A 24104-nucleotide genomic window follows, 5' to 3' on the forward strand; every position below is an offset into this window, starting at 1 on the left:
CTTGTTCCCGGCTCAGACCGCGTCGAGGCCGATGTCGAGGACGCTGGCGGAGTGGGTGAGGGCGCCGACGCTGATCACCTGGACGCCGGTCTCGGCGATGCCGCGCACCGTCTGCAGGTTGACGCCGCCCGAGGCTTCGAGCGTGACGGCGCCGCCGGTCATGGCGACGGCCTTGCGCAGGTCATCAAGGCTGAAATTGTCGAGCATGATGACGTCGGGGCGGTGCGGCAGCGCCTCTTCGAGCTGGGCCAGGCTGTCGACCTCGACCTCGATCTTCATCAGATGGCCGGCCGCGGCGCGTGCGCGGCGGAGGGCTTCGCCGACCCCGCCGCTGGCGGCGACGTGGTTGTCCTTGATCAGGATCGCATCATCCAGCCCGAAGCGGTGGTTGAGCCCGCCGCCGCAGCGCACGGCGTACTTTTCCAGATGCCGCAGGCCCGGCGTGGTCTTGCGGGTGTCGGCGATGCGCGCGCCGGTCCCGGCGACCGCCTGGACGTAGTCGCGGGTCAGGGTGGCGACGCCGGAGAGACGGCCCAGCAGGTTGAGGGCGGTGCGTTCGGCCGAAAGCAGGGCGCGGGCGTTGGCCTCGACCTTGGCCAGCACCTCGCCGGGCTGAACCTCGTGGCCGTCGGCGACCATCGCCTCGAACTTGGCGTCCGGATCCAGCGCCAGCACCGCCAGCCGCGCGCAGGCCAGGCCGGCGACGACGCCGTTCTGGCGGGCGGCGAACACGGCGTCGAGACGCGCATGCGCCTCGATGCAGGCCTGGGCGGTCACGTCGCCGGCGCGGCCGAGGTCTTCGGCCAGGGCGGCGGACACCACCGGGGCGATGAGCAGGTCAGGAATCGGAGCGATCATTCGGCGGCCAGGCTGGCGGCCGGGGAGGCCAGGTGGACAAAGGTGCGGGCGGGGGCGGCGTCGGCGGGGCCGTCAGCGCGGAAGTGGGCGCCCAGGCTGGCCGGACGGTCGAGCGCGGCCCGGGCGACCAGGCGGGCGGCGACCAGAGGCAACGCCCGGCCATGGGCGGCCTCCATGGTGTCGAGCAGGGCGAGCAGCCGGGTCAGGCCTTCGGCGTCGCGCACCACGCCGGCGTCGCGGCTCATCGCGGCGCGCAGTTGCGCCAATGCTTCGGGCGGCAGGTCGGGGGCGGCGGCGGCGCGCAGCGGGCGGGTCTTGGGATCCTCGATCGCCGCGGCGGCGCGGCCGGCGCGGGCGCCGAACACGGCGGCCTCGAGCAGCGAGTTCGAGGCCAGGCGGTTGGCCCCATGGACGCCGGTCGAGGCGCATTCGCCGGCGGCGAACAGGCCCGGCAGGCTGGTCGCGCCGTCGGCGTCGGTGACGATGCCGCCCATGTGGTAGTGGCAGGCTGGCGCGACCGGGATCGGCTGCACCCGCGGATCGACGCCGCCGGACAGGCAGGCGGCGAACACCGCCGGGAACTCGTCCGGGAAGTGAGCGCCCACCGCGGCGCGGGCGTCGAGGAATGCGCCGCGCCCGGCCTCGCGCTCGGCATGGATAGCGCGGGCGACGACATCGCGCGGCGCCAATTCGGCGTCGGGATGATAGCGGGCCATGAACGCCTCGCCGGCCCCGTCGATCAGCTTGGCGCCTTCGCCGCGCAGCGCCTCGGTGGCGAGCGGCGCCGGATCGCGGCCGATGTCGATGGCGGTTGGGTGGAACTGCACGAACTCGGGATCAGCGATGGTAGCGCCGGCCAGGGCGGCCAGGGCCAGGCCCTCGCCCTTCAGTTCGGGGGGAGTGGTTGTCACGCCGTAGAGGCCCCCGACGCCGCCGGTGGCCAGGATGACAGCCGGGGCGACGAACTCGACCAGTTGGCCGTCCGCCTCGGCCAGCACCCCGCGCACCCGGCCGTCTGCGTCGCGCAGCAGGCCGCGCAGCCGACAGCCGGCGCGCACCTTCACATGCCGAGACGACAGGGTGGCGGCGATCACAGCGTCCATGATCGCGCGGCCGGCTTGGTCGCCCTTCACCCGGGCGACGCGCGAGCGCGAATGGGCGGCCTCCAAGCTAGTGGCGAACTCGCCGTCGGCGGTGCGGTCGAACGGCGCGCCGAGCGCGGCCAGGTCGCGGACCGCCTGCGGGCCTTCCTGCGCCAGGATGGCGGCCATGGCCGGATCGACCAGCCCTGCGCCGGCGGCGACCGTGTCGGCGGCGTGCAGTTCGGGGGCGTCCTCGCCGCCGAGCGCCGCGGCCATGCCGCCCTGCGCCCAAGCCGAGGAACAGCCCTGGCTCAGCGGGGCGCCGGTCAGGACCAGGGCCTTTCGCGGTCCGGCGGCCAGGGCTGCGGACAGCCCGGCCAAGCCGGCACCGACGATCAGCACGCCGTCGTGCTTGATCCGCTCCATGGTCAGATCAGCTCGACGTCCACGTGGTGACGGGCCTTCACGAGGTCGTAGCGGGCCGGAACCGCCGGCGGCGGCAGGTCGATCATCCGTTGCACGGCCAGGCGGGCGCGTTCGGCGATCGCCGGATCGACAGTGACCTCATAGCGGTTGTGAAGCAGTGCGTCGTAGATGTTCTGGAGGCTGATCTTCTTCATGTGCGGGCACAGGTTGCACGGGCGCACGAACTCGGTGAACGGCGCATCGGCGGCGACATTGTCGGCCATCGAGCACTCGGTGATCAGCACCACCTGCTTGGGCTTGCGCTGCAGGACGTAGTCGTTCATCGCCGCCGTCGAGCCGGCGAAGTCCGACACTTCCAGCACTTCGGCCGGGCATTCCGGGTGGGCCAGGATCTCGGCGTTCGGATAGGACGCCTTGAGCTCCAGGATGTCGTCGGCCGTGAAGCGCTCGTGCACCTCGCAACGGCCCTGCCAGGCGATGATCTTGATGTCGGTCTGACGCGCGACGTTGCGGGCCAGGAATTCGTCCGGGATCAGGATGACCTTGTCGACACCCCACTCCTTGGCGACATGCTCGACCACCTGCACCGCATTGGCGCTGGTGCAGCAGACGTCGGTTTCAGCTTTCACGTCGGCGGTGGTGTTCACGTAGGTGACCACCGGCAGGCCCGGATAGCGCTGCTTGATCAGGCGCACGTCGGCGCCGGTGATCGAGGAGGCGAGGCTGCAGCCGGCGCTCAGGTCCGGGATCAGGATGGTCTTTTCAGGCGACAGGATCTTCGAGGTCTCGGCCATGAAGTGCACGCCGGCCTGGACGATGATCGCCGCGTCCGACTTCGCCGCTTCCTTGGCCAGGCCCAGGCTGTCGCCGACATAGTCGCCGACCCCGTGGAAGATCTCGGGCGTCATGTAGTTGTGCGCCAGAATGACCGCGTTCTTCTCGCGCTTCAGGCGATTGATCTCGGCGATCAGCGGCGCGTGGAGGCGCCACTCCATCGGAGTGACGTGATGCTTCACCTTCTCCCACATGGGCGAGGTGGCGGCTTCGACAGCAGGCGTGAACGCGAGTTGCGAACCGTCAGCCATTGTATCCCTCCTTATGCTCAATTTGAGCATTTCGTCGGCCTCAAAAAACGCCGCGGGAGGTCTGCAGCGCCCCGTCGGCGTCTTGATTATGCTCAAAACGAGCAAAACCGATGGCTGTTGATATAGACCCCCGGCAGGGGCCGCACAAGCCCACATTATCTTGAAGCCTTGTGAGGGAAGCGCTCAGGCGGCCTGGCTGCGCGGATCGACGTTCTCGGCCAGGGCCCGGGCCAGGGCGTCAGCGGCGTAGGGCTTGCGCAACAGCGGCCAGGGCGTTTCGGCCGCGATCGGCTGCGCTTCGCCCGCATAGCCAGTCGACAGGATCACCGCCAGGCCGGGGCGCCGCTCGGTGACTGCGGCGGCAAGATCGAGGCCGGACCGCCCACCCGGCATGACCAGGTCAGTGAGCACCACATCCAGCTCCGCATGCCGGTCCAGGGCGGCCAGGGCCTGTTTGACGTCGACCGCGCGCACGACCGTGTGGCCGAGCTCAACGAGCATGGCGCTGACCATCTCCCCGACCTCGGCGTCGTCCTCTACGAGCAGCACGTTCAGCCGTCGGGCGGTCGGCGGCTGTTCGTGCTCGGCGGCCGCCGGGGCGGGCAGCGCCGGCGCCTCGCCGCAGCGGGGCAGGTAGAGGCTGACCGCCGCGCCCTGGCCGGCCGTGGTCTGGATGGCGACGCCGCCGCCGCTCTGGCGGGCGAAGCCATAGGCCTGGGAAAGGCCCAGCCCCGTGCCCTTGCCGATCTCCTTGGTGGTGAAGAACGGCTCGAAGGCGCGGGCAAGCACGTCCGGGGCCATGCCGACGCCGTTGTCGCGCACTTCGACATGGACGTAGTCGCCGGCCGCGACGTCCTGGATCTGGCCGTCGGCGAGAGCGCAGGCCTCGGTGCGGATCTCAATGATCCCGCCCAGGCTGACGGCGTCTCTGGCGTTGACCACCAGATTCATGATCGCCGCGTCGAACTGGCCCTGGTCGATCATGGCCACGGCCTGCGGCGCGCCGGCGGTGAGCGTGAACTGGACGGCCTCACCGACCGCGCGGCGCAGCAGGGGTTCGCTCTCGGCCAGCAGGTCGTCGATGCGCACCGCCTCGGGCTTGAGCGCCTGGCGGCGCGAGAAGGCCAGCAGTTGGTGGGTCAGGCGTTCGCCGCGCCGCGCTGCGCCCAGCGCCGCCTCGATCATCCGGTCGCGCCGCTCGACGTCGTCAGGCCGGCGCTGGATCAGGTCGAGCGCTCCGGTGATGACCGTCAGCAGATTGTTGAAGTCGTGCGCCACCCCGCCGGTGAGTTGGCCGACGGCTTCCAGTTTCTGGCCGTGGTGCAGGCGGGCCTGGGCCTCGTCGCGCTCGGCCAGGGCGGCGGCGACGCGCTCGGCCAGCAGTTCGTTGATGTCCTCCAGATCGTGCTCGTGCTCCTTGGCGTCGGTGATGTCGATGCCGATGCCGATGAAGCCGGAGAACGCGCCGTCCGGCCCATAGCGGGGTTGCGAGACAGAGCGGATCCAGCACCATTCGCCAGTCTTGCGCAAATAGCGCGCTTCGAGGCGAAAGGGCCTGCGGGAAGCTTCCCCCGCCACCTGCTCCTTGAGGATCCGCTGCAAATCGTCGGGGTGCAGCGCCTCGCGCCAGTCGAACTCGAGCGCCTGTTCGTAGGGCAGGCCCAGATAGTCGACGTAGGCCTGGTTGACGAAATCTCGGCGGCCGTCGGGCTTGGAGAGCCACAGCAGAGCTGGGGCGCTGTCGGCCAGGGCCCGGAAGCGTTCCTCGCTTTCTCTAAGTTTTTCAAAAGCATGTCGGCGGTCGGTGATGTCGATATTGACCCCGACCGCGCGGACGGCCCGCCCGGCGCCATTGACCAGCACCTCACCGCGCGAGAGCAGCCAGCGCACCTCGCCGTCCGGTCGGACGATGCGGTACTCGCAGGGCGCCATCTGGCCGTTGCGGATCGCGGCGATGTTATTCTGGCGCACCCGCTCGCGGTCGTCGGGATGCACCACGTCGAGCAGCTTGCGCACGCCCGCCCGGGTGCTGATCGGCAGGCCCAGATTGCGATAGAGGGCCGGCGACCAGAAACCTTCGCCGCTCTCGGCGTCCCAGTCCCAGAGCCCGACGTCGCCCGCGTTCTGGGCCATCTGCAGCCGCGCCTCGCTGCGGTCGAGGGCGGCCTGCGCCTCGTCCAACCGCAGGACGATCTCGCGCAGGGTGGCGGCGACGAACACGGTGACGGCTCCGGAGAGCGCGTAGAGGACCACCCCGGCACGGGCGGCCTGATCAGACGGGACGCCGCCGCGCAGCAACAGTGAGGTCGCCAAGGCCGTGGCCAGGGTGATCCAGCCCCAGCGCTGCCCAGCGAACAGGGTGGCGACGATGAAGGCGGGGAAGTGCGTGACCGACAGGGCGAAGGCGGTGTCCCAGCCGGCGAGCAGGCCGCGCACGACGACGGCGGCGGCCATCGCGCCCAGGCTGATCGCCAGCGCGACGAGCAGTGGCGGCGAGCGTCGCGGTATGAATCGCAGCGGTGATCTGGCGGGCGTCATGTCTTTGGACGCTCTGCTGATTCCGGCCCCAGGCGGGTCGTTCTGAGGACCATGCGAGCCTCAGCGCAGAGGTGCAACACTCGATCTTGGCGGGTTTGGCCCCTATCTTGCCAGTTTCTGGCTGCATGGAGCCGGTACTGAAACAGATTGGGACGTCGCCGCTGCCCCTGTCGCAGATCATCTCCCAGCGTGGCCTGATTACGGCCCTGGCGACGACTTGCGGGTTGGCGGTGATCCTGCTTGCCTGCGTCAATCCCCGTTACGCCGATGGGAGCGACGGGAAGACGCAAGGGTTGGCGCAGGTGGCGCGAACCTTCTCTCACCGCGGGCTGACGCGGCTGACCGCGGACATGGACCCGGCGATGCTGGCCCTGGCCAAGCGGCACGATCCGCTGGTGAGACAGGCCGATCCGTGGGGGCGGACGGTCGGCTGGACCAGCCTCGACATCTCCAAGATTCCCGACCTCGGCCTCGACACCAGCTCGGTGGAGGCGGCCGAGGAGATCAACGCCATGCGCGCGTTCTCGAAGTTGCCGATCCGGCCGATGCGGCCGTTCGTGCTGCACGCCGGCGGCCAGGACGCGAGCCGGGCGCAGAAGTGCCTGTCTGAAGCGGTCTATTACGAGAGCGCCCGCGAACCGCGGCTCGGTCAGGAGGCCGTAGCCCAGGTGGTGCTGAACCGCGTGCGCCATCCGGCCTATCCCAAGTCGGTCTGCGGGGTGGTTTATCAGGGCTCGGCCCGCACCACCGGCTGCCAGTTCAGCTTCACCTGCGACGGCTCGCTGCGCTACGCGCCGGAACCCGGCCTCTGGCGGCAGGCGCAGGAGGTGGCGCGTCGCGCCCTGGCCGGGCACGTCAACAAGTCGGTCGGCTCGGCCACCCATTATCACGCCGAGTACGTCGCCCCGTACTGGGCCCCGACCCTGGTCAAGATGAAGCAGGTCGGGCTGCACATCTTCTATCGCTGGACCGGTCCCTGGGGGGAGCCGCCGGCCTTCACCGGCCGCTACGCCGGCGGCGAAGCCTTTATCTCGCCGGCGATCCTCGGCGGCCTGGACGCGCGCACCAACGGGTTGCTGGATCCGGAGACCCAAGGGATCGGCGGCGGCCGCCAGGTCACCCTGGCCGTGGCCGGCGAGGTGCGCACCTACAACGTCGCCGACGCTTCGGCCGCGGGCGGTGAACGCACCCGGGTGCTGGGCACCCTCTACGCCCCGCGGCGCAAGCCGACCTCCCAGGAGATCCAGGAGATCAACCGCTCACTGGCGGCGATGGAGGCCAAGGACGACGCCGCCGCGCCGGCCGACGCCCCCGCGCACGCGCCGGACACTGGCGCAGGCGCGCTCCAGGAGTAAGCTCGGCGGTTATGACCGCCGTTCTCGCGATCCACGCGCACCCCGACGATATCGAAACCCTCTGCGCCGGGACGCTCGCCGTGCTGGCCGCGGCGGGGCATCAGATCCGCATCGCAACCGTGACCGGCGGGGATCTCGGATCGGCGGCGACCGCGCCGCAAGAAACGTCGCGCATCCGCCAGGCGGAGGCGGCGCGGGCGGCGGCGCTGATCGGTGCGGAGTACCGCTGCGGCGAGGTTCCCGATCTCGGGGTGTTCAACGACGACCCGACCCGCCGCCGGGTGACCGAGCTGATCCGCTGGGCGCAGGCCGAGGTGGTCATCACCGCCTCGCCCGCCGACTACCATCCCGACCACGAGGCGGTGAGCCAGCTGGTGCGCGACGCCTGCTTCGCCGCCTCGGTGCCGAACTACGCGACGGGCGAAGCCCCGCCGCTGGAAGCCATTCCGCATCTCTACTTCATGGACCCGATCGGCGGTCGCGACCGCGAGGGCGTCTGGACGGTTCCTGACTTCGGCGCCGACGTCTCGGCCGTGTTCGAGGCTAAGAAGGCGATGCTGGCCTGCCATGTCAGCCAGGACGCCTGGGTGGCGCGACAGCACGACATTCCCGACCATCTGGCCTCGATGGAGGCCTGGACCCGCAAGCGCGCCCGCGACTTCGAGGCGGAACTGGCCGAGGGGTTCCGCCAGTACCGGCATCATCCCTATCCGCGGACGCCGCTGCTGCAGGAGCTGCTGGGCGCGAGCCTGCTGGCCCCGCGCGCCTAGGCCCCGCGGGCGGCGTCGTAGCGGGCCCACATCGGGCCGCAGTCGAGCATGTCGCCGGTCTGCATCGCCTCGTCGATGGCCATGACCGTGAGGCCCGCCTCCATCGACTCGAACGGCGTCACCGGGAAGTCCTGCCGCCCCTCCAGGGTGGCCAGCAGGTCGCGGGCCATGGCCTGGTCGGCGCCGTTGTGGCTGTCCTCGGTGCGGTCGCCGTAGTCGATGCGCTCGGGCTTGCCGCGGTCCATGGCCCGGCGGACCATCAGCTTGTTGCGGACCAGGTCGGCGATCAGCGTGCCTTCGGTCCCGGCGACGTACCAGCGGCGCTCGGGCAGGGCGACGTGGCTATTGGCGTGGAACGATAGCCGCACGCCGTTCTCGTACTGCACCAGGGCGTTCTGGTGGTCGGTGACGTCCATGTCGGAATGAAAGGCGTCGTTGGCGCTGGCCCAGCCGGCGTCGCGCAGGGCGTAGGCCAGCTGGCCGTCGCTGTAGGCGTAGTGGCCGGCGCGGTCGGGCGTGAAGATGTCTCGGCCGCCGAAACTGGCGACCTTGGCCGGCCGCGAGCGGGTCAGGCGACCGAAGATATCGAAGTCGTGGCAAACCTTGTCGAGCAGGTAGGAGCCGCCGTAGGCCTGCTTGCGCCGCCAGTTGCGGGCCAGATAGCCGCCGTGCTCGGGCGGCAGGTGCTCGGTGGCGTCGATCGAGATCACCTGGCCAAGCTGGCCGCCGTCGACCCGGGCGATGGTCTCGCGCACGATCGACATCGAGCGCATCACCAGGCCGATATAGAGCGGCGGACCGCCGCCGGCGGCCAGGCGATGGGCCAAGGCGAGGGTTTCGGACTGCGTCCGCACGATCGGCTTCTCGGCGAAGATCGGATAGCCGGCGTCGAGAGCCTGGTTGATGTGCTCGAAGTGCAGGTGATTGGGCGAGCCGATCATCACCAGATCGTACGGCCCCTGGGCCAGCAACTCGGCGGCGTCGGCCATCGCCGGGCCGGGATCGATCCCAGCCTCGGCCAAAATCGGCGCGCCGACCGGGGCCGGATCGACGTGCGCGGCGACCTGCAGGCTCCAGCCGACCTCCTTCATCGCCGCCAGCACGTGGGCGATGCGTTGGCCCAGTCCGATGACGCCTATGCGGTAGGTTTTCATGGCCGCCTTCCAGAAAGCTGACGGCGTGAGCTTAGCGCGGGCGGGGCGCTTCGCTAGTGGCCTTCGCCGCCGCCGAACGCATCCGGATAGGCGACCAGGATCGGCGCATCGAGGGCGCCGTCCTCGAGCGCCAGGGCCATGAAGGCCGGGCTGGCGGAATAGGGCGACTTCACCTTGGCGGCGGCGTCGCGGCTGAAGCCGAACTTCGGGTAGTACTCCGGGTGACCGAGAACGATGACCGCGTGGGCGCCGAAGTCCTTGGCGGTTTCGATCGAGGCGGCGGTCAGGCGCTTGCCGACCCCGGCGCGTTGGCGGTCGGGCCGTACGGCCAGTGGGGCGAGGGCGGCGTAGAGGTTCACGCTGTCGGCCCAAAGCCGGCTGTAGAGGATGTGGCCGACGACCTCGCCGTTCTCCTCCTCGACCAGCTCGAACATCACGTCGCCGTCCGCGCGCAGCCTCTCGACGAGATCGGCCTCGTCGACTTGCCCGAAGGCGGCGGCGACGATCTCGCGGATGGCGGCGTGGTCGGCAGGGCGGGCGTGACGGATCATGCCGCGAGCATAGGCCGAGGCCTATTCCGCGGCCAGGGCCGCGGGCGCGACTTGCGGGCCGCGGATCAACTTGCCAGGCAACTCGCCGGTGGCCTCGCCGTGCTCGAAGGTGACGACGCCGCTGACGACGGTGGCGCGATAGCCGCTGGCCTTCTGGATCAGCCGTCGGCCGTCGGCCGGCAGGTCGAAGACCATCTCCGGCGCATGGATCGCCAGGGCGTCGAAGTCGATGACGTTGAGGTCGGCCTTCATGCCCGGCGCGATGATCCCGCGGTCGTTCAGCCCATAGAACTGAGCGGTCTCGCGGGTCTGCATGGACACGACCTTTTCCAGCGGCATCCGCTGGCCGCGGGCGCGGTCGCGGACCCAGTAGGTCAGCATGTAGGTCGGGAAGCTGGCGTCGCAGATCACGCCGCAATGGGCGCCGCCGTCCGACAGGCTGAGCACGGTGTTCGGATCGTGCATCATCTCGACGATGTGGTCGAAGCTGTGCTCGGCGTAGTTCAGCAGGGGCAGGTAGATATAGCCGGCGCCGTCGTTCTCCATGAGCATGTCGTAGACGACCGCCTCCGGCGTCGCGCCCTGGCGTGCAGCCTCGGCGGCGACGGAGTCTTCGGCGCGGGGCTCGTAGTCGAGCTGGCCGTCGCGCTCTAGGCGGAACATGTTGCCGAAGTCCTGCAGCAGGGCGCCCATGGCCGGCGCCTGGGGCGTCACCTCGGTGATGATCGCCTCGCGCACGGCCGGATCGCGCAGCCGCTCCAGCCGCTGCGCGAAGGGCAGGGCGGCGATGGCGCGGTAGGCGGTCTTGCGGATGAACGGGTGAACCGTGGACTGCCAGCCCAGCACCATGCCGGTCGGTCGGCAGGCGATGCCGGCCTTGATATTGGCGCCCTGCGCTTGGGCTTCGGCGGTCAGGGCCAGCATGTCGCGCCATTTGTTCGGCTGGAACGGCGACTGCAGCAGGCTGTAGTTGACGGGCAGCCCGGTCTCCTTGGCGAACGCGGCCATCCAGGCGAATTCGTCCTCCGGGATGGTCATGTCGGAGGCCAGTTCGAACACGCCATGGCCGGCTTCTCCCAACGCCCGGCCGATGCCGATCATCTCGTCGGCGCCGGCGAAGGTGCCGGGGATGACCTCGCCGTCCTTGGTCCGGTGCAGGGCGGTGCGGGAGGTCGAGAAGCCCAGCGCGCCGGCCTGCACCGCCTCGCGGGTGATGCGGGCCATCTCGGCGATGTCCTCGGGCGTCGCCACCTCGTTGCGCGCGCCGCGTTCGTCCATGACATAGGCGCGGATGGCGCTGTGCGGGGCCTGGGCGGCGACGTCGAGGACGCGCGGCTTGCGCTCCAGGCTGTCGAGATACTCGGGGAAGGTCTCCCAGTCCCACTTCATGCCCTCGGCCAGGGCGGAGCCGGGGATGTCCTCGACGGCTTCCATGATGCCGATCAGCCATTCGTGGCGGTCGGGGCGGGCCGGGGCGAAGCCGACGCCGCAGTTGCCCATCACCACGGTGGTGACCCCGTGCCAGCACGACGGGCTGAGATAGGCGTCCCAGGTGACCTGGCCATCGTAGTGGGTGTGGATGTCGACCCAGCCCGGGGTGACCAGCAGACCGCCGGCGTCGATCTCGCGGCGGCCCCTTTCGGGCACCGCGCCGACCTTGGCGATGACGCCGCCGGACACCGCCACATCGGCCTGGCGCGGCGCTGCGCCCGTGCCGTCGACCACCAGACCACGCCGAATGACCAGATCGTACATGGCTTCCTCCCAGGAAATTTTTGGAAGGCTAGGTACGGTGACGTTGCGTCACTCAAGAGGCTAGCCGTGGGCGTGACGGCTGAACCAAGCCCTGCTCGGCGCGTTCCCTTAGACCCGTGCAACTCGAGAGGGGTGACCATGTCCATCAACAACCGCCGCGAACTCAGCCTGCTCAATCACGAAGAGGGCGAGCTGATCCGCGCCTCGCACCATCCGGCCATCGCCCAGCTCGACGCCAAGGATTTGGCCGAGACCCGCAAGCGCCTGCGCGCCATGCGCGATAAAGAACGCACGCTCGCGCGCCAGAAGGTCCGTGAAGTGCGGGGCAAGGGCGAGCCGCGCGGCAGCGGCACGGCAGAGCACCTTCAGGAGCGTAAGCAGGTGTTCGCCAGCGCCCTGCGCCGGGTGAACAAGCAGTCCCACCGCATGCAGGTCGACGAGGCGCGGGCCGCGCACATCGAAGCCTCCAAGAAGGCCCTGGCCATGCGCCGGGCCGCCGGCGCCGCTTCACGCCCGGCGCCGGGCAAGACCGCCAGCGAGGGGATGAACCCGGTGCAGAACGCCAAGACGACCTCGAAAGTCGCGCCAGCCAAAGTCGGCAGCGTCTCCCAGGCGACCAAGAACGCTCAGGCCAAGCGGGACAATTAGCGATCCAATTGCTCCCCTTCTGGGGGAGCTGTCAGCCGAATGGCTGACTGAGGGGGCTTGCTGACTCAGCTGGCCCCCTCCGTCGCGCTTTGCGCGCCACCTCCCCCTAGTGGGGAGGAATTAGGTGGGGGTCAGTCCCCCGCGACCCAGCTGACGTCGGCGCCCAAGGCGTTGAGGTTCTCGACGAACTTCGGGTGGGCGCGCTGGATCGGCGAGGCGTTGAGGATGGTGCTCTCGCCCTCGATGCTGGCGGCCAGCATGAAGAGCGCGATGGCCACGCGGATGATGTAGGGGCTCTCGACCGTCGCCGGGGTCAGCGGCTTGCCGCCCCAGGTGATCAGTCGGTGCGGATCGCAGAGCAGGGCGTGGGCCCCGAACTTGCCCAGTTCGGAATGCCAGCCGAGCGCGCCGTCATAGACCTTGTTCCAGAACATCACCTGGCCTTCGGCGCGCACGCCCAGGGCCACGAAGATCGGCAGCAGGTCGGCCGGGACGTAGGGCCAGGGCGCAGCCTCGACCTTGGTCAGGATGTTCGAGGTGAACGGCTCGCGGACCTTCAGCTTGCCGTCGACGCGGGCGCGGCTGAAGCCGTTCTCGTGGGTCACCTCGACGCCGAACTTGGCGAAGGTGCGGTCCAGCAGCGGAAACTGTTCGACCGAGCCGTTCTGCACGGCGATCTCGCCGCCGGTGATCGCGCCCATGGCGAGGAAGGTCGCCACCTCATGGAAGTCGTCGGCGAAGGTGAATTCGACGCCGCCGAGGCTGTCGACGCCCGAGACGGTCAGGCGCGAGCCGCCGACGCCCTGGATGCGCGCGCCCATGCCGGCCAGGAATTCGCAGAACTCCTGGACGTGCGGCTCGCAGGCCGAGTTGGTCAGCCGCGACAGGCCCTTGGCGGTGGCCGCGCAGAGCACGAAGTTCTCGGTGGTGGTGACCGAGGCGTAGTCCAGCCAGTGCTGGGTGGCGGTGAAGCCCTTGTCGGCGGTGATCACGGTCGCGCCGGGTTCGCTGGTGACCTCGGCCCCGAAGGCGCGGAACACCTCGATGTGCGGATCGATCTCACGCGAGCCGAGGGTGCAGCCGGTGACGTCCTCTTCCAGGCTGGCGCGGCCGAAGCGATGCAACAGGGCCGGGATCAGCATGATCGAGGAGCGCATGCCCAGCGGCAGGTGCGCGGCCTTGGGGTCAAGGTCGCGGCCGTGGTGCAGCCGCAAGGTCCCGGTGGCGTAGTCCATCTCGACCGACGAGCCGAGCTTTCCGAAAAAATCCAGCAGTTTGCGGACGTCGGTGATGTCCGGCACCCGGTGCAGGACGATCGGCTCGTCGCTGAGCAGCGTGGCGCAGAGCACCGGCAGGACGGCGTTCTTGTTGGCGGACGGCGTGATGGTCCCACGCAAGGCGCGGCCGCCTCGCACGATCAGGTTCGTCATGGCGGCGCGTGGCCTCGTCTTTCGGGAAGGGGCGGCGATCAGCCGCCCGCTAAGTTGAACTCGTCGACGCTCTCAGAGGTCACCAGGCGCCGATGCGCTGGGCCTCGTGATGGCTGATGGGGTGCTTGGCCTGCTCGTGATCTTCTTCAGCCAGCAGTCTTACCGCTTCCAGCGCGGCCATGCAGCCCATGCCTGCGGCGGTGACGGCCTGGCGGTAGACGTCGTCGGTCACGTCGCCGGCGGCGTAGACGCCCTTGATCGCGGTCGCGGCGCTGCCGGGGATGACCTTCAAATAGCCCGAGCCGTCCATCTCCAGTTGGCCCTTGAAGAGCTCCGAAGCCGGGGCGTGGCCGATGGCGATGAAGACGCCGTCGGCGGCGATCTCGCGGACCTCGCCGGTGCCGACGTCCTTCAGCTTCACGCCGGTGACGCCGAGCGGATCGGCCGTGCCGACCACCTCGTCGATGGCGACGTTCCAGATCACCTCGATCTTCGGGTGGGCGAACAGGCGTTCCTGTAGGATCTTCTCGGCGCGGAACTCGTCGCGGCGGTGCACGACGGTGACCTTGGAGGCGAAGTTGGTCAGGAACAGCGCTTCTTCGACCGCGGTGTTGCCGCCGCCGACCACGACGACTTCCTTGCCGCGATAGAAGAACCCGTCGCAGGTGGCGCAGGCCGAGACGCCGAAGCCCTGGAACTTCTGTTCGGTCTCCAGGCCCAGCCACTTGGCCTGGGCTCCGGTGGCGATGATCAGAGTCTCGGCCAGCCAGACGTCGCCGCTGTCGCATTCCAGGCGGAACGGACGCTGGCTGAGGTCGGCCTTGATGACGATGTCGTTGATGATCTCAGTGCCCACATGCGCGGCCTGGGCCTGCATCTGTTCCATCAGCCAGGGGCCTTGGATGACGTCGGCGAAGCCCGGGTAGTTCTCGACGTCGGTGGTGATGGTCAGCTGGCCGCCCGGCTGGATGCCGGCGATCAGCACCGGTTTGAGCAAGGCGCGCGCGGCATAGATGGCGGCGGTGTAGCCGGCCGGGCCGGAACCCAGGACGAGGCAGCGGGTGGTGCGAGGAGCGTTCTGCGACATGGCGTCTATGTAGGGGAGATTCTGAGCCGTTGCGACAGGCGCCGGGCGCGGTCGGTCAGCGCATGGGCTCGCGTCGTCAGGCGCCGGGATCGCGAGCGGCCAATCGCGGGGCGGAGATGACTTCCAGCAAAGCGCTGGCGGCGCGTTCAGCGCCCAGGCCGTCGCAGAGCAAAAGGCTGGAGGCGGTCAGGCGGGTGCGGGTCGCGGTGTCGGTCAGCAGTCGCACCGCAGCCCGGTCTAGGGCGGCTGCGAAGTCCTCGCCGGCCGCGTCGACAACGAGCGCGGCGTCGCGATCGGCCAGGGCGCGGGCGGCCGGGCGCTGGTTCTCGGCCAACACCACCAGCACTGAGGGCAGGCCAAGGGTGCAGCGCTCCCAGGTGGTCGATCCGCCGGCTCCGAAGGCGACGTCGGCCTCCAGGGTCAGGCGGGCCATGTCCTGGGCGTCGACGTGCAGGGTCACGCGCGGGTCGTGAGCGGCCACCCGGGTCAGGCCGGGCAGGCTGGGGGCGTTGGCGCCCAGCACCACGTCGAAGGCCAGGTGGCCGTTGCGCTGGCGCAGGCGGTCGAGCACCCGCGAGGTGACGCCGCCGACGTCGGTCAGGCCAAGGGCGACCAGCACCCGCTCCACCGGTCCGCCGCGCCGGGCGATCGCCGCATCGCGCAGGGCGGCGAATTCCGGCCGCAGCGGCGCATAGCGCGGTCCAAGCAGCAGGCGGGCCTCGCCGGCCAGGGAGGCGTAGTCCGCCTCGGTCCGCGCGGGACCGGAATCGAGCACGATGTCGGCGGCCAGGGGGCGATCGGCCAGATCGTCAATGACCAGCGTCGGGCGCCCCTGCGCAATGAACTGGTGATCGACGCGCCCGAGATCGTAGTGATCGAAGACGACGGCATCGAAGGTCAGGCCGGCGACGGCGGTCGGCAAGTCGGCCGGGGCGATCGAGATGACGTGCTCGCGGCCCATCTCCGGCGCGAAGGCGTCGAGGATGCCGGCGACGGCGGGCGGGGCCAGGAACACGCACTCCGCGCCGTGTTCGCCCAGCGCCCGCGCCAGGCTGAGCGAGCGCATCACATGCCCACCGCCGACCGCCGGGCCGGCGTTGGCGACGAAGAGGATGCGAGGCCGCAGAATCATCTTGCAGCCATGGGACGCCGAAAGCCGCAGCTTGGAAAGGGCTGGCTCAGCGCGGCAGGCGCACGAAGAACAGCTCGGGGTCGCCGGGGTCGAGGTGGTCGACCTGGCCGGCTGGCAGGTAGCCGCGGGCCGGCAGCAGCTTGCGCATGATCGCGTTCGACACGTTGGTCGAGACGAACAGCTTCTGGGCCGCGTGCGCTTGCTCGATCTCGTCCAGCAGCGCGCTGGCCACGCCCCGGCGCAGCGCGCGCGGGTCGGTGACGATCAGATCGAGGAACGGATTGCTGAAAAACCAGCCGACGACGGCGAAGCCCGCCGGCTCGCCGTCCAGCAGGGCCAACCGCGCGACCCTGCCGTGCTCGCCGGCGAAGGCGCGGCGCAGCCAGGCGGCGCGATGCGGGCTGGTCGCCGCGGCCGGGTCCATCGCCAGGGCGATCTCGACATCGTCAGGGCCGGCCAGGCGGATCGCGATCGTCACGGCCTAGGTTCGTCGGGCGTCGAAGCGGCGCAGGACCTCGTCGGCGGCGCGTTCGGTCTCGGCCAGCGGCTCGTAGGTCCAGCCGTGGAAGGCGCCGCCGAATGGGCGCGCGGCGCCCAGGCGCTCCAGGTCTTCGTGGAACAGCCGGAACTTCAGGCTCTCGCCGTCCATCTTCATCACGAACACCGGCTTGCCGGTGGAGGCGGCGTCGGTGGCCAGATTGGTCGAGTCCTCGGTGACCAGGATGTAGTCGGCCGCCGCCAGATAGGCGAAGTAGGGGTTGTCGCCTTGGCCGTCCCAGATCACCCCAGGCAGGTGCTTCAGCCGCGCCTGCAGGATGTTCTGCGCCGGCTGCGGCGTGCGGCGGGTGAAGCTGACCATCACCGAGCCGCCCTCCTGGACGACCGGCAGCTCGATCTCGCGGGCCATGGCGGCGGCGCGTTCGGGCGAGATGTCGTGGGCCTTGGACTTGCCGCCGATGATCACCGCCACGCGCGGGCGGGGCAGGGCGTCGAGCTGGGCCTGGAACCGCCGCAGGTCGCCGGCCATGCGCTCGGCGTTCACCCGGCCAGGCGAGCCGGTGATCGGAAAGACGTTGTCGCCCTCCAGCCGGTCGTGCTTGGGCGGAATGACCAGGTCGAACAGCCGTGTCGGCATGCGCGGATCCTGGACCTGGACGACATAGGTCTTGCGGCCCGACCAGCGCCTCATGCGGATGGAGAGGGGCAGGGTGGCGCGGCCGGCCGCGATCCAGATGTCCGGCCAGGGCGGGGCGATGTCGCTCTGCGGGGTCAGCAGCTGGCGCGGAAACAGGGTCAGCCACCAGGGCAGGCGGCCGATCCAGCTTTTCCAGCCGATCTGCTTGACGACGATCTGGGCAGGACGCTTGCGCGCGATCGCGTTCGCCAGTCCGACGACCTGGGCCTCAATGCCCGCGCGCCCGTCCGACACCGCCCAGATGATGAGCGGCGCGGCGGACGGCGGGTTTTGAGCTGACAAGCCGGTGGTTCCGGAGCCTAGATCCACTCGACCTTGAGGATCTCGTAGGCCTTGCCGCCGCCGGGGGTGTTCACCTCGACGACGTCGCCGGTTTCCTTGCCGATCATGGCGCGGGCCAGGGGCGAGACGATGGAGATCTTGCCCTGTTTCACGTCGGCTTCGTGTTCGCCGACGATCTGGTAGCGGGCTTCTTCCTCGGTGTCCTCGTCGACCACCGAGACGGTGGCTCCGAACTTCACCTGGCTGCCGGAAAGCTTGGATACGTCGATAACCTGGGCGCGGGCCATCCGGTCCTCGATCTCGGCGATTTGGCCTTCGATCCAGCCTTGCCGCTCTTTGGCGGCATGGTACTCGGCGTTCTCCGAGAGGTCGCCGTGCGAGCGCGCTTCCGCGATCGCAGCGATCACAGCAGGACGCTCGGCGGTCTTCAAACGCTTCAGTTCATCGTCGAGAGCTTGCCAGCCCTCGGCGGTCATCGGGACTTTTTCCATCGTGGATGAGGACTCGGGTTCGCCCTTTTGGGAGTTCGTTGCCGGCCGCGGGCGCAGGCGTCCGGGGGGGTAGAGATTAGATGTCGCAGCAGAAAAACTCAAGGGCGCGCCGGCAGGCGGCCCCAGGAGCTGAGTTCGAAAGCTGTTGAGGGCCTGGAGACGTCGTGTCGTCAGGCGCTTTCGGAGACGATCGCGCCTTGCAGTTCGCTTGCGTCGGGCGCCTCGAAGACCCCCTCGATGAAGTCGAACATCTCCGGCGTCACGCCGATCGCGAAGGTTTCACCTCGGACTTCGTTGCGTTCGAGAACGCGCGCGCGGCGCACCTCGGCCGGGGCGGTCACAAAGTGGAACTGCAGCGGCAGGTCGACGGCCTGGGCGATCTCGGCCACGCGGCCGCGGTCGGAGCGGCGCAGCAGGCCGAGGTCGAGCACCACAGAGGTGCCGGCGGCGATTACGCCGGCGGCGGTGGACCAGATCTGCGCCTCGCAGCGCTCGACCCGCTCCATCATCCACTGGTACTCGATGGGCTCGGGCATGTCGGCGGCGAACAGGCGGGCCATCCAGTCGTCGATGGCGAAGTGGACCGCCGGCTCGCGCCGGGCCAGTTCCTTGGCGTAGGTGGACTTGCCGGCGCCCGAGGGGCCGAAGACGACGTGCAGCATGGCGGTCATGCCCCGCCCCCTAGAGCATTTCCGCGAGCGCGGAAACGCCCAAGAGGGCTGGCGGGCGCGGCTATTTCACCGACAGGCCGCCGTCGATGACGATCTCGGCCCCGGTCACGTAGCGGCTCTCGTCCGAGGCCAGCCACAGCACGCCGTTGGCGATGTCCTCCGGGTAGCCCTTCACGCCCAGCGGCACGCCTTCGGCGCTCATCGCGTCCAGCGCCGCGCCGCGCGGCGGACGGGCGTTGTCGCCGACCTCGCCGGTGCCGACGATGGTGTCCCAGATCGGGGTCTCGATGATGCCCGGGTGGACGGAGTTGACCCGCACGCCGTCCTTGGCGGCGGCGCATTCCATGGCCACGGCCTTGGTGAACAGCCGCACGCCGCCCTTGGTGGCGCAGTAGCCGGCCAGGATCGCCGAGCCCTTCAGCCCCGCCACCGACGACATGTTGATGATCGAGCCGCCGCCGTTTTCACGCATCAGCGGGATTGAATGCTTCACGCCCAGGAAGACGCCGTCGAGATTGACGGCGGTCTGCTTCTGGAAGTCGGCCAGGGTCATGGTCAGAACCGAGCCGCCGATGCCGATGCCGGCGTTGTTGACCAGGATGTCGAGGCGGCCGTGCTTGGCCTTTACAGCGGCGACGGCGTCGATCCAGGCCTGCTCGGAGGTGACGTCGTGGTGCAGGTAGCTGGCCTTGCCGCCCATCGCCTCGATCGCCGCGACCGTCTGGGCGCCCTTGTCGTCCTGCAGGTCGGTGACGACGATGGTCGCGCCTTCCTGCGCCAGGCGCTCGGCGCAGCCGCGACCAATGCCGCTGGCTCCGCCGGTGACCAGCGCAACCTTACCCTCGACCCTTCCGGCCATGCTTTCATCTCCCTAAGTGATCGTTGTTTAGTTTGTCCTACGCCTAGCTCAGCTTGGCGATTGAGGCCAGCCTTCAGCGTTTGCGGATTCGGAGTATCGGTATGTCGACCATCATTCGTCCCTGCGTCCCGGGCGACGAGGCGGCGCTCGCCCTGGTCGGGCAGGCGACGTTCCTGGAGACCTATGCCGGGGCGCTGCCGGCCGGCGACATAATCGTCCATTGCCGCACCCAGCACGGCGAGGCGCTTTACGCCGATTGGCTGAAGAAGCCCGGTTATCGGCTATGGCTGGCGGAGATGGAGGAGGGCGCGGCGCCGGTCGGCTATGCGGCGCTGACGCCGCCTGACCTGCCGGTCGCCACCGGCGACGGCGATGTCGAACTGAAGCGGATCTATCTGCTCAACCGCTTCCACGGCGGCGGTCTGGGCGCGCGGCTGATGGAGACGGCGCTGGAAAGCGCGGCAAAGGCCGGATTCACCCGCATGCTGCTGGGGGTGTTTGGAGGAAATGCGCGCGCAATCGCCTTCTATGCCCGCCAGGGCTATGTCGAGGCGGGCGTCCGGAGGTTTCGCGTAGGCGCCAACGAGTACGACGACCTGGTTCTGGCTAGATCCCTATAAGGCCGCCGTACCCGAGGCTGGCGTCCTACCAGGTGACTTTTCCGTTCGCGGTGAGCAGGCCAATCAGCATGGCCGCTCCAAGGGCGATGATCAGACCCACGACGATAAGGTCTGTGTACCCCTCGAAGCGCTCTAGCAGGTGCCTGTTCTTGTGATGGTGGACCTCACCCTCGTGGTGTCCGGTTTGCATGACTTTTCCTTCGCACACTGAATCAGAGGACACGTCCTCGCCAGACTGCGACAGGCGCCCATGCGGGCCGACCGGCTGGTCATCAGGGGCCGCCGGAACTCGCCCACTTTGCGCCTGCGTACAGCAAGGCGACGCTCTGAGGTTGCGCCCGCAAATAACGCCGGTCAATCAACAATTTGCAGCTAAGTCGTTCACAAACTTGAGGTTGCGAGGCGCTCGCATGGCAGCGCCTTCGCGTTCTGATAGAAGTACGTCTGGCGCGGCGGCCTCTGCTTTGATCTGGCCAAGGGCGGGATCGACACCGTCGTCGCTGCGCTTGCCGAGAAGGGGCGACGATCGTGACGCCGGTCAGCCATGCCCCCGGCGGATCGTCCGCAGAGATCTCAGACCCCGACGGGCACGTGCTCTCGATGTGCCAATCCGAAGAGGCGCCCAGGGCTTAGGGCGGCGGCGCGAGAGGCGTCATCCGCCTCTCGCGCGCCTTGTCAGGCGTAGCTTTGCAGCGGGCGCACATCGAGGGTGTCCTCGACGGTCGCCACGATGGCCTGGGCCGCGGCCAGGGCCCCGGCGGCGGTGGTGAAGTAGGGCGTTTTCATCATCAGCGCGGTGCGGCGGATCTCGAAGGAGTCGGCCAGCGACTGCTTGCCTTCGGTGGTGTTGAAGACCAGCTGCACTTCGCCGTTCTTCATCGCGTCGACGATGTGCGGACGGCCTTCCAGCACCTTCTTGACCTGCTCGACCTCCAGACCCTGTTCGGCCAGGTAGTCGCCGGTGCCGGAGGTGGCCAGGACCTTGAAGCCTTGGCTCAGCAGCAGCTTCACCGGCTCGACGATCCAGGGCTTGTCGCTGTCCTTGACCGAGACGAAGACGCTGCCGGTCTTGGGAAGCTTCACGCCGCCGCCGAGCTGGCTCTTGGCGAAAGCGCGGGCGAAGGCCGGGGCGTTGGTTTCGCCGGGCCGGATCCAGTCGAGGCCCATGACCTCGCCGGTCGAGCGCATTTCCGGGCCCAGCACCGTATCGACCCCGGCGAAGCGGGCGAACGGGAACACCGCCTCCTTCACCGCGATGTGGTCGTAGGGCTTTTCGGTCAGGTTGAAGCTGGCGAGCTTTTCGCCGGCCATCAGCTTGGCGGCGATCGAGGCCAGCGGCTGGCCGATGGTCTTGGCGACGAACGGCACCGTGCGGCTGGCGCGCGGGTTCACTTCCAGCACGTAGATGCGCGGATTGTCGGAGTGCGGCTCCTCGATCGCGAACTGCACGTTCATCAGGCCGCGGACTTCAAGCGCGCGGGCCATGGCCTCGGTCTGGCGCTTCAGCTCGGCGATGGTTTCCGGCTTCAGCGAGAACGGCGGCAGCGAGCAGGCGCTGTCGCCCGAGTGCACGCCGGCTTCCTCGATGTGCTCCATCACCCCAGCGACGAACACCTGGCCCGCATCGTCGCACAGGGCGTCGACGTCCACCTCGGTGGCGCGGCTCAGGTATTGGTCGATCAGCACCGGGCTGTCGCCGGACACCTGGACGGCGGTGTTGACGTAGCGCTCGAGCTGCTCGTCGTCGCGGATGATCTCCATCGCCCGGCCGCCCAGCACGTAGGAGGGGCGGATGACGATCGGGTAGCCGACCTTGTGCGCGCCGGCGAAGGCTTCGTCGCGCGAGCGGGCGATGGCGTTGACCGGCTGGGCGATCTTCAGCTTGTGCAGCAGCTGCTGGAAGCGCTCGCGGTCCTCGGCCAGGTCGATGGCGTCGGGCGAGGTGCCCAGGATCGGGATGCCGGCGTCTTCCAGCGGCTTGGCCAGCTTCAGCGGGGTCTGGCCGCCGAACTGGACGATGACGCCCAGCAACGTCCCGCGCGCCTGTTCGACGGCGATCAGCTCCAGAACGTCCTCGGCCGTCAGTGGCTCGAAGTACAGGCGGTCGGAGGTGTCGTAGTCGGTCGAGACGGTTTCCGGGTTGCAGTTGACCATGATCGACTCCACCCCGATGTCGTCGAGGGCGAAGGCCGCATGGCAGCAGCAGTAGTCGAACTCGATGCCCTGGCCGATCCTGTTCGGACCGCCGCCCAGGATGATCGCCTTCTTGCGGTCGCTCGGCTCGCTCTCGCACTCGGGGATCTGGCCCAGCGCGCCGGTCTCGTAGGTCGAGTACATGTACGGCGTGGCGGCGCGGAATTCGCCGGCGCAGCTGTCGATGCGCTTGAACACCGGGCGCACGCCGTGGGCGCGGCGCTGCTCGCGCACTTCGGCTTCGGTGGTGTGGGTCAGCTTGGCTAGGCGGGCGTCCGAGAAGCCCTGCGCCTTCACGGCGCGGAACTCGGCGGCCGTGGCGGGCAGGCCGCGGTCGCGGATCCCGGCCTCGACGGCGATCAGCGCCTGAATTTGGCGCAGGAACCACGGCTCGTACGAGCAGGCGGCGTTGACCTCTTCGACGCTCAGGCCGTGACGGAACGCCTGGGCGATCACCAGCAGGCGGTCCGGGGTCGGCTGGCCCAGCGCGCGGATTACCGCCGCGCGGCCGGTCTCGGCGTCGTGGGCGCCTTCGATCTCGACCTCGTCCAGGCCGGTCAGGCCGGTTTCCAGCCCGCGCAGGGCCTTCTGCAGGCTTTCGGCGAAGGTGCGGCCGATGGCCATGACTTCACCGACCGACTTCATGGCGGTGGTCAGGGTCGGCTCCGAGCCCGGGTACTTCTCGAAGGCGAAGCGCGGGATCTTGGTGACGACGTAGTCGATGCTGGGCTCGAACGAGGCCGGCGTCGCGCCGGTGATGTCGTTCATCAGTTCGTCGAGGGTGTAGCCGACGGCCAGGCGCGCGGCGACCTTGGCGATCGGGAAGCCGGTGGCCTTCGAGGCCAGGGCCGAGGAACGCGACACCCGCGGGTTCATCTCGATGACGACCATGCGGCCGTCGGCCGGGTTCACGGCGAACTGCACGTTGGAGCCGCCGGTTTCGACGCCGATCTCGCGCAGCACGGCGATCGAGGCCGCCCGCATGCGCTGATATTCCTTGTCGGTCAGCGTCAGGGCCGGGGCGACGGTGATGGAGTCGCCGGTGTGGACGCCCATCGGGTCGATGTTCTCGATCGAACAGACGATGATGCAGTTGTCCGCCTTGTCGCGGACGACCTCCATCTCGTACTCCTTCCAGCCCAGCACGCTCTCCTCGATGAGGACCTCGGTGGTGGGGGACAGGTCGAGACCGCGTTCGACGATCTCTTTGAATTCCTCGACATTGTAGGCGATGCCGCCGCCGGTGCCGGCCAGGGTGAAGGACGGACGGATGATCGCCGGCAGGCCGACGAACTCCAGGCCTTCCATGGCCTCGTCCATCGAGTGAGCGGCCTTGGACTTCGGGCTCTCGAGGCCCAGTTTGTCCATGGCGTCGCGGAACTTCTGACGGTCTTCGGCCTTGTCGATGACCTCGGCCTTGGCGCCGATCATCTCGACGCCGTACTTGGCCAGCGCGCCGGAGGCCTCGAGGGCGAGCGCAGTGTTCAGCGCCGTCTGGCCGCCCATGGTCGGCAGCAGGGCGTCGGGACGTTCCTTGGCGATGATCTTTTCGACCATCTCCGGCGTGATCGGCTCGATGTACGTGGCGTCGGCCACGTCCGGGTCGGTCATGATCGTGGCCGGGTTCGAATTGACCAGCACGATGCGGTAGCCCTCGGCGCGAAGCGCCTTGCAGGCCTGGACGCCGGAGTAGTCGAATTCGCAGGCCTGTCCGATGACGATCGGGCCAGCGCCGATGATCAGGATCGAGGAGATGTCTGTGCGTTTCGGCATGTCCACTCGCGCGCATGGGCGGTCGCACATTCAAGCGCGCCCGGTCCCGGTAAAACTGCAGGTTAAGGGGGCCGTTTAGAGACGGAGTCGCCCGCACGCAAGCGGCGATGGCGGCAATCTCGCCGCAGGGGCGGGCCGGGCGGCGGCTG

At 69.1% G+C, this 24104-nt stretch carries 21 protein-coding genes; 4 read left to right on the top strand and 17 right to left on the bottom strand.

Annotated features, from left to right (window positions below; genetic code table 11):
- Positions 1–12 precede the first annotated feature (12 nt).
- The 4 genes from nadC to C0481_RS00810 form a co-directional block, all read right to left on the bottom strand.
- On the bottom strand, positions 13–858 hold the full coding sequence (nadC, locus tag C0481_RS00795) for a carboxylating nicotinate-nucleotide diphosphorylase (RefSeq protein WP_293399529.1): 846 nt from the start codon (positions 856–858) through the stop codon (positions 13–15).
- On the bottom strand, positions 855–2372 hold the full coding sequence (locus C0481_RS00800) for an L-aspartate oxidase (RefSeq protein ID WP_293400030.1): 1518 nt from the start codon (positions 2370–2372) through the stop codon (positions 855–857). Before C0481_RS00800 ends, nadC begins: the two co-directional genes overlap by 4 nt.
- Positions 2369–3481, bottom strand: a complete 1113-nt coding sequence (gene nadA, locus C0481_RS00805; RefSeq protein ID WP_293399531.1) for a quinolinate synthase NadA — start codon at positions 3479–3481, stop codon at positions 2369–2371. Before nadA ends, C0481_RS00800 begins: the two co-directional genes overlap by 4 nt.
- A gap of 153 nt (positions 3482–3634) precedes the next feature.
- On the bottom strand, positions 3635–5989 hold the full coding sequence (locus tag C0481_RS00810) for a PAS domain-containing protein (protein ID WP_293399534.1): 2355 nt from the start codon (positions 5987–5989) through the stop codon (positions 3635–3637).
- Between the two features lie 125 nt (positions 5990–6114).
- On the opposite strand from C0481_RS00810, the gene C0481_RS00815 reads away from it, so the two are divergent.
- Entirely contained in the window at positions 6115–7344 is a 1230-nt protein-coding gene (locus C0481_RS00815) for a cell wall hydrolase (RefSeq protein ID WP_293399537.1), read from the top strand.
- 11 nt (positions 7345–7355) lie between these two features.
- The gene (locus C0481_RS00820; RefSeq protein ID WP_293399539.1) at positions 7356–8114 is read left to right on the top strand and encodes a PIG-L family deacetylase; all 759 of its coding nucleotides are present in this window, start codon (positions 7356–7358) and stop codon (positions 8112–8114) included.
- Here C0481_RS00820 and C0481_RS00825 read toward each other — a convergent pair.
- The 3 genes from C0481_RS00825 to C0481_RS00835 are packed head-to-tail and all read right to left on the bottom strand — an operon-like array spanning position 8111 to position 11574.
- Complete coding sequence (locus C0481_RS00825; protein WP_293399541.1) at positions 8111–9268, bottom strand: Gfo/Idh/MocA family oxidoreductase; 1158 nt, start codon at positions 9266–9268, stop codon at positions 8111–8113. The genes C0481_RS00820 and C0481_RS00825 overlap by 4 nt on opposite strands.
- A gap of 53 nt (positions 9269–9321) precedes the next feature.
- The gene (locus C0481_RS00830) at positions 9322–9819 is read right to left on the bottom strand and encodes an N-acetyltransferase (RefSeq protein ID WP_293399544.1); all 498 of its coding nucleotides are present in this window, start codon (positions 9817–9819) and stop codon (positions 9322–9324) included.
- A gap of 21 nt (positions 9820–9840) precedes the next feature.
- Positions 9841–11574, bottom strand: coding sequence for an amidohydrolase family protein (locus tag C0481_RS00835; protein WP_293399547.1), 1734 nt, complete (start codon positions 11572–11574; stop codon positions 9841–9843).
- Positions 11575–11712: 138 nt separating this feature from the next.
- On the opposite strand from C0481_RS00835, the gene C0481_RS00840 reads away from it, so the two are divergent.
- A complete protein-coding gene (locus C0481_RS00840; RefSeq protein ID WP_293399550.1) occupies positions 11713–12222 on the top strand; it encodes a hypothetical protein in 510 nt (169 codons plus the stop codon).
- 131 nt (positions 12223–12353) lie between these two features.
- On the opposite strand, the gene C0481_RS00845 is transcribed toward C0481_RS00840, so the two are convergent.
- The 8 genes from C0481_RS00845 to C0481_RS00880 form a co-directional block, all read right to left on the bottom strand.
- Entirely contained in the window at positions 12354–13652 is a 1299-nt protein-coding gene (locus C0481_RS00845) for a UDP-N-acetylglucosamine 1-carboxyvinyltransferase (RefSeq protein WP_293399552.1), read from the bottom strand.
- 79 nt (positions 13653–13731) lie between these two features.
- Positions 13732–14739, bottom strand: a complete 1008-nt coding sequence (trxB, locus tag C0481_RS00850; RefSeq protein ID WP_293399554.1) for a thioredoxin-disulfide reductase — start codon at positions 14737–14739, stop codon at positions 13732–13734.
- Positions 14740–14815: 76 nt separating this feature from the next.
- Entirely contained in the window at positions 14816–15871 is a 1056-nt protein-coding gene (gene pseG, locus C0481_RS00855) for a UDP-2,4-diacetamido-2,4,6-trideoxy-beta-L-altropyranose hydrolase (protein WP_293399557.1), read from the bottom strand.
- Positions 15872–15917: 46 nt separating this feature from the next.
- Complete coding sequence (locus C0481_RS00860; RefSeq protein ID WP_293399560.1) at positions 15918–16349, bottom strand: GNAT family N-acetyltransferase; 432 nt, start codon at positions 16347–16349, stop codon at positions 15918–15920.
- Positions 16350–16352: 3 nt separating this feature from the next.
- A complete protein-coding gene (locus C0481_RS00865) occupies positions 16353–17348 on the bottom strand; it encodes a mitochondrial fission ELM1 family protein (RefSeq protein WP_293399563.1) in 996 nt (331 codons plus the stop codon).
- A gap of 17 nt (positions 17349–17365) precedes the next feature.
- Positions 17366–17839, bottom strand: a complete 474-nt coding sequence (greA, locus tag C0481_RS00870) for a transcription elongation factor GreA (protein WP_293399565.1) — start codon at positions 17837–17839, stop codon at positions 17366–17368.
- Positions 17840–18009: 170 nt separating this feature from the next.
- Positions 18010–18510 carry an ATP-binding protein gene (locus C0481_RS00875; protein ID WP_293399567.1) on the bottom strand — a complete coding sequence of 167 codons (501 nt, stop codon included), beginning with the start codon at positions 18508–18510 and terminating at the stop codon, positions 18010–18012.
- 61 nt (positions 18511–18571) lie between these two features.
- A complete protein-coding gene (locus C0481_RS00880; protein WP_293399570.1) occupies positions 18572–19369 on the bottom strand; it encodes a glucose 1-dehydrogenase in 798 nt (265 codons plus the stop codon).
- A gap of 101 nt (positions 19370–19470) precedes the next feature.
- On the opposite strand from C0481_RS00880, the gene C0481_RS00885 reads away from it, so the two are divergent.
- Positions 19471–19989 (top strand): GNAT family N-acetyltransferase, encoded by a 519-nt coding sequence (locus tag C0481_RS00885; protein WP_293399573.1) that lies wholly within the window; start codon positions 19471–19473, stop codon positions 19987–19989.
- Between the two features lie 25 nt (positions 19990–20014).
- On the opposite strand, the gene C0481_RS00890 is transcribed toward C0481_RS00885, so the two are convergent.
- Complete coding sequence (locus C0481_RS00890) at positions 20015–20179, bottom strand: hypothetical protein (protein ID WP_293399576.1); 165 nt, start codon at positions 20177–20179, stop codon at positions 20015–20017.
- Positions 20180–20664: 485 nt separating this feature from the next.
- Positions 20665–23955: a carbamoyl-phosphate synthase large subunit gene (gene carB, locus C0481_RS00895; protein WP_293399579.1), complete on the bottom strand. Its 3291-nt coding sequence runs from the start codon at positions 23953–23955 to the stop codon at positions 20665–20667.
- Between the last annotated feature and the right edge of the window lie 149 nt (positions 23956–24104).

This window comes from Phenylobacterium sp., from assembly GCF_013822795.1.
Taxonomy (GTDB): Bacteria; Pseudomonadota; Alphaproteobacteria; order Caulobacterales; family Caulobacteraceae; genus Phenylobacterium.

Excerpts from the sequence above, each read along its gene's own strand:
- nadC (WP_293399529.1), bottom strand. The coding sequence starts at position 858 with ATGATCGCTCCGATTCCTGACCTGCTCATCGCCCCGGTGGTGTCCGCC.
- nadA (WP_293399531.1), bottom strand. The coding sequence starts at position 3,481 with ATGCTCAAATTGAGCATAAGGAGGGATACAATGGCTGACGGTTCGCAA.
- C0481_RS00810 (WP_293399534.1), bottom strand. The coding sequence starts at position 5,989 with ATGACGCCCGCCAGATCACCGCTGCGATTCATACCGCGACGCTCGCCG.
- C0481_RS00815 (WP_293399537.1), top strand. The coding sequence starts at position 6,115 with ATGGAGCCGGTACTGAAACAGATTGGGACGTCGCCGCTGCCCCTGTCG.
- C0481_RS00820 (WP_293399539.1), top strand. The coding sequence starts at position 7,356 with ATGACCGCCGTTCTCGCGATCCACGCGCACCCCGACGATATCGAAACC.
- C0481_RS00825 (WP_293399541.1), bottom strand. The coding sequence starts at position 9,268 with ATGAAAACCTACCGCATAGGCGTCATCGGACTGGGCCAACGCATCGCC.
- C0481_RS00830 (WP_293399544.1), bottom strand. The coding sequence starts at position 9,819 with ATGATCCGTCACGCCCGCCCTGCCGACCACGCCGCCATCCGCGAGATC.
- C0481_RS00835 (WP_293399547.1), bottom strand. The coding sequence starts at position 11,574 with ATGTACGATCTGGTCATTCGGCGTGGTCTGGTGGTCGACGGCACGGGC.
- C0481_RS00840 (WP_293399550.1), top strand. The coding sequence starts at position 11,713 with ATGTCCATCAACAACCGCCGCGAACTCAGCCTGCTCAATCACGAAGAG.
- C0481_RS00845 (WP_293399552.1), bottom strand. The coding sequence starts at position 13,652 with ATGACGAACCTGATCGTGCGAGGCGGCCGCGCCTTGCGTGGGACCATC.
- trxB (WP_293399554.1), bottom strand. The coding sequence starts at position 14,739 with ATGTCGCAGAACGCTCCTCGCACCACCCGCTGCCTCGTCCTGGGTTCC.
- pseG (WP_293399557.1), bottom strand. The coding sequence starts at position 15,871 with ATGATTCTGCGGCCTCGCATCCTCTTCGTCGCCAACGCCGGCCCGGCG.
- greA (WP_293399565.1), bottom strand. The coding sequence starts at position 17,839 with ATGGAAAAAGTCCCGATGACCGCCGAGGGCTGGCAAGCTCTCGACGAT.
- C0481_RS00875 (WP_293399567.1), bottom strand. The coding sequence starts at position 18,510 with ATGACCGCCATGCTGCACGTCGTCTTCGGCCCCTCGGGCGCCGGCAAG.
- C0481_RS00880 (WP_293399570.1), bottom strand. The coding sequence starts at position 19,369 with ATGGCCGGAAGGGTCGAGGGTAAGGTTGCGCTGGTCACCGGCGGAGCC.
- C0481_RS00885 (WP_293399573.1), top strand. The coding sequence starts at position 19,471 with ATGTCGACCATCATTCGTCCCTGCGTCCCGGGCGACGAGGCGGCGCTC.
- C0481_RS00890 (WP_293399576.1), bottom strand. The coding sequence starts at position 20,179 with ATGCAAACCGGACACCACGAGGGTGAGGTCCACCATCACAAGAACAGG.
- carB (WP_293399579.1), bottom strand. The coding sequence starts at position 23,955 with ATGCCGAAACGCACAGACATCTCCTCGATCCTGATCATCGGCGCTGGC.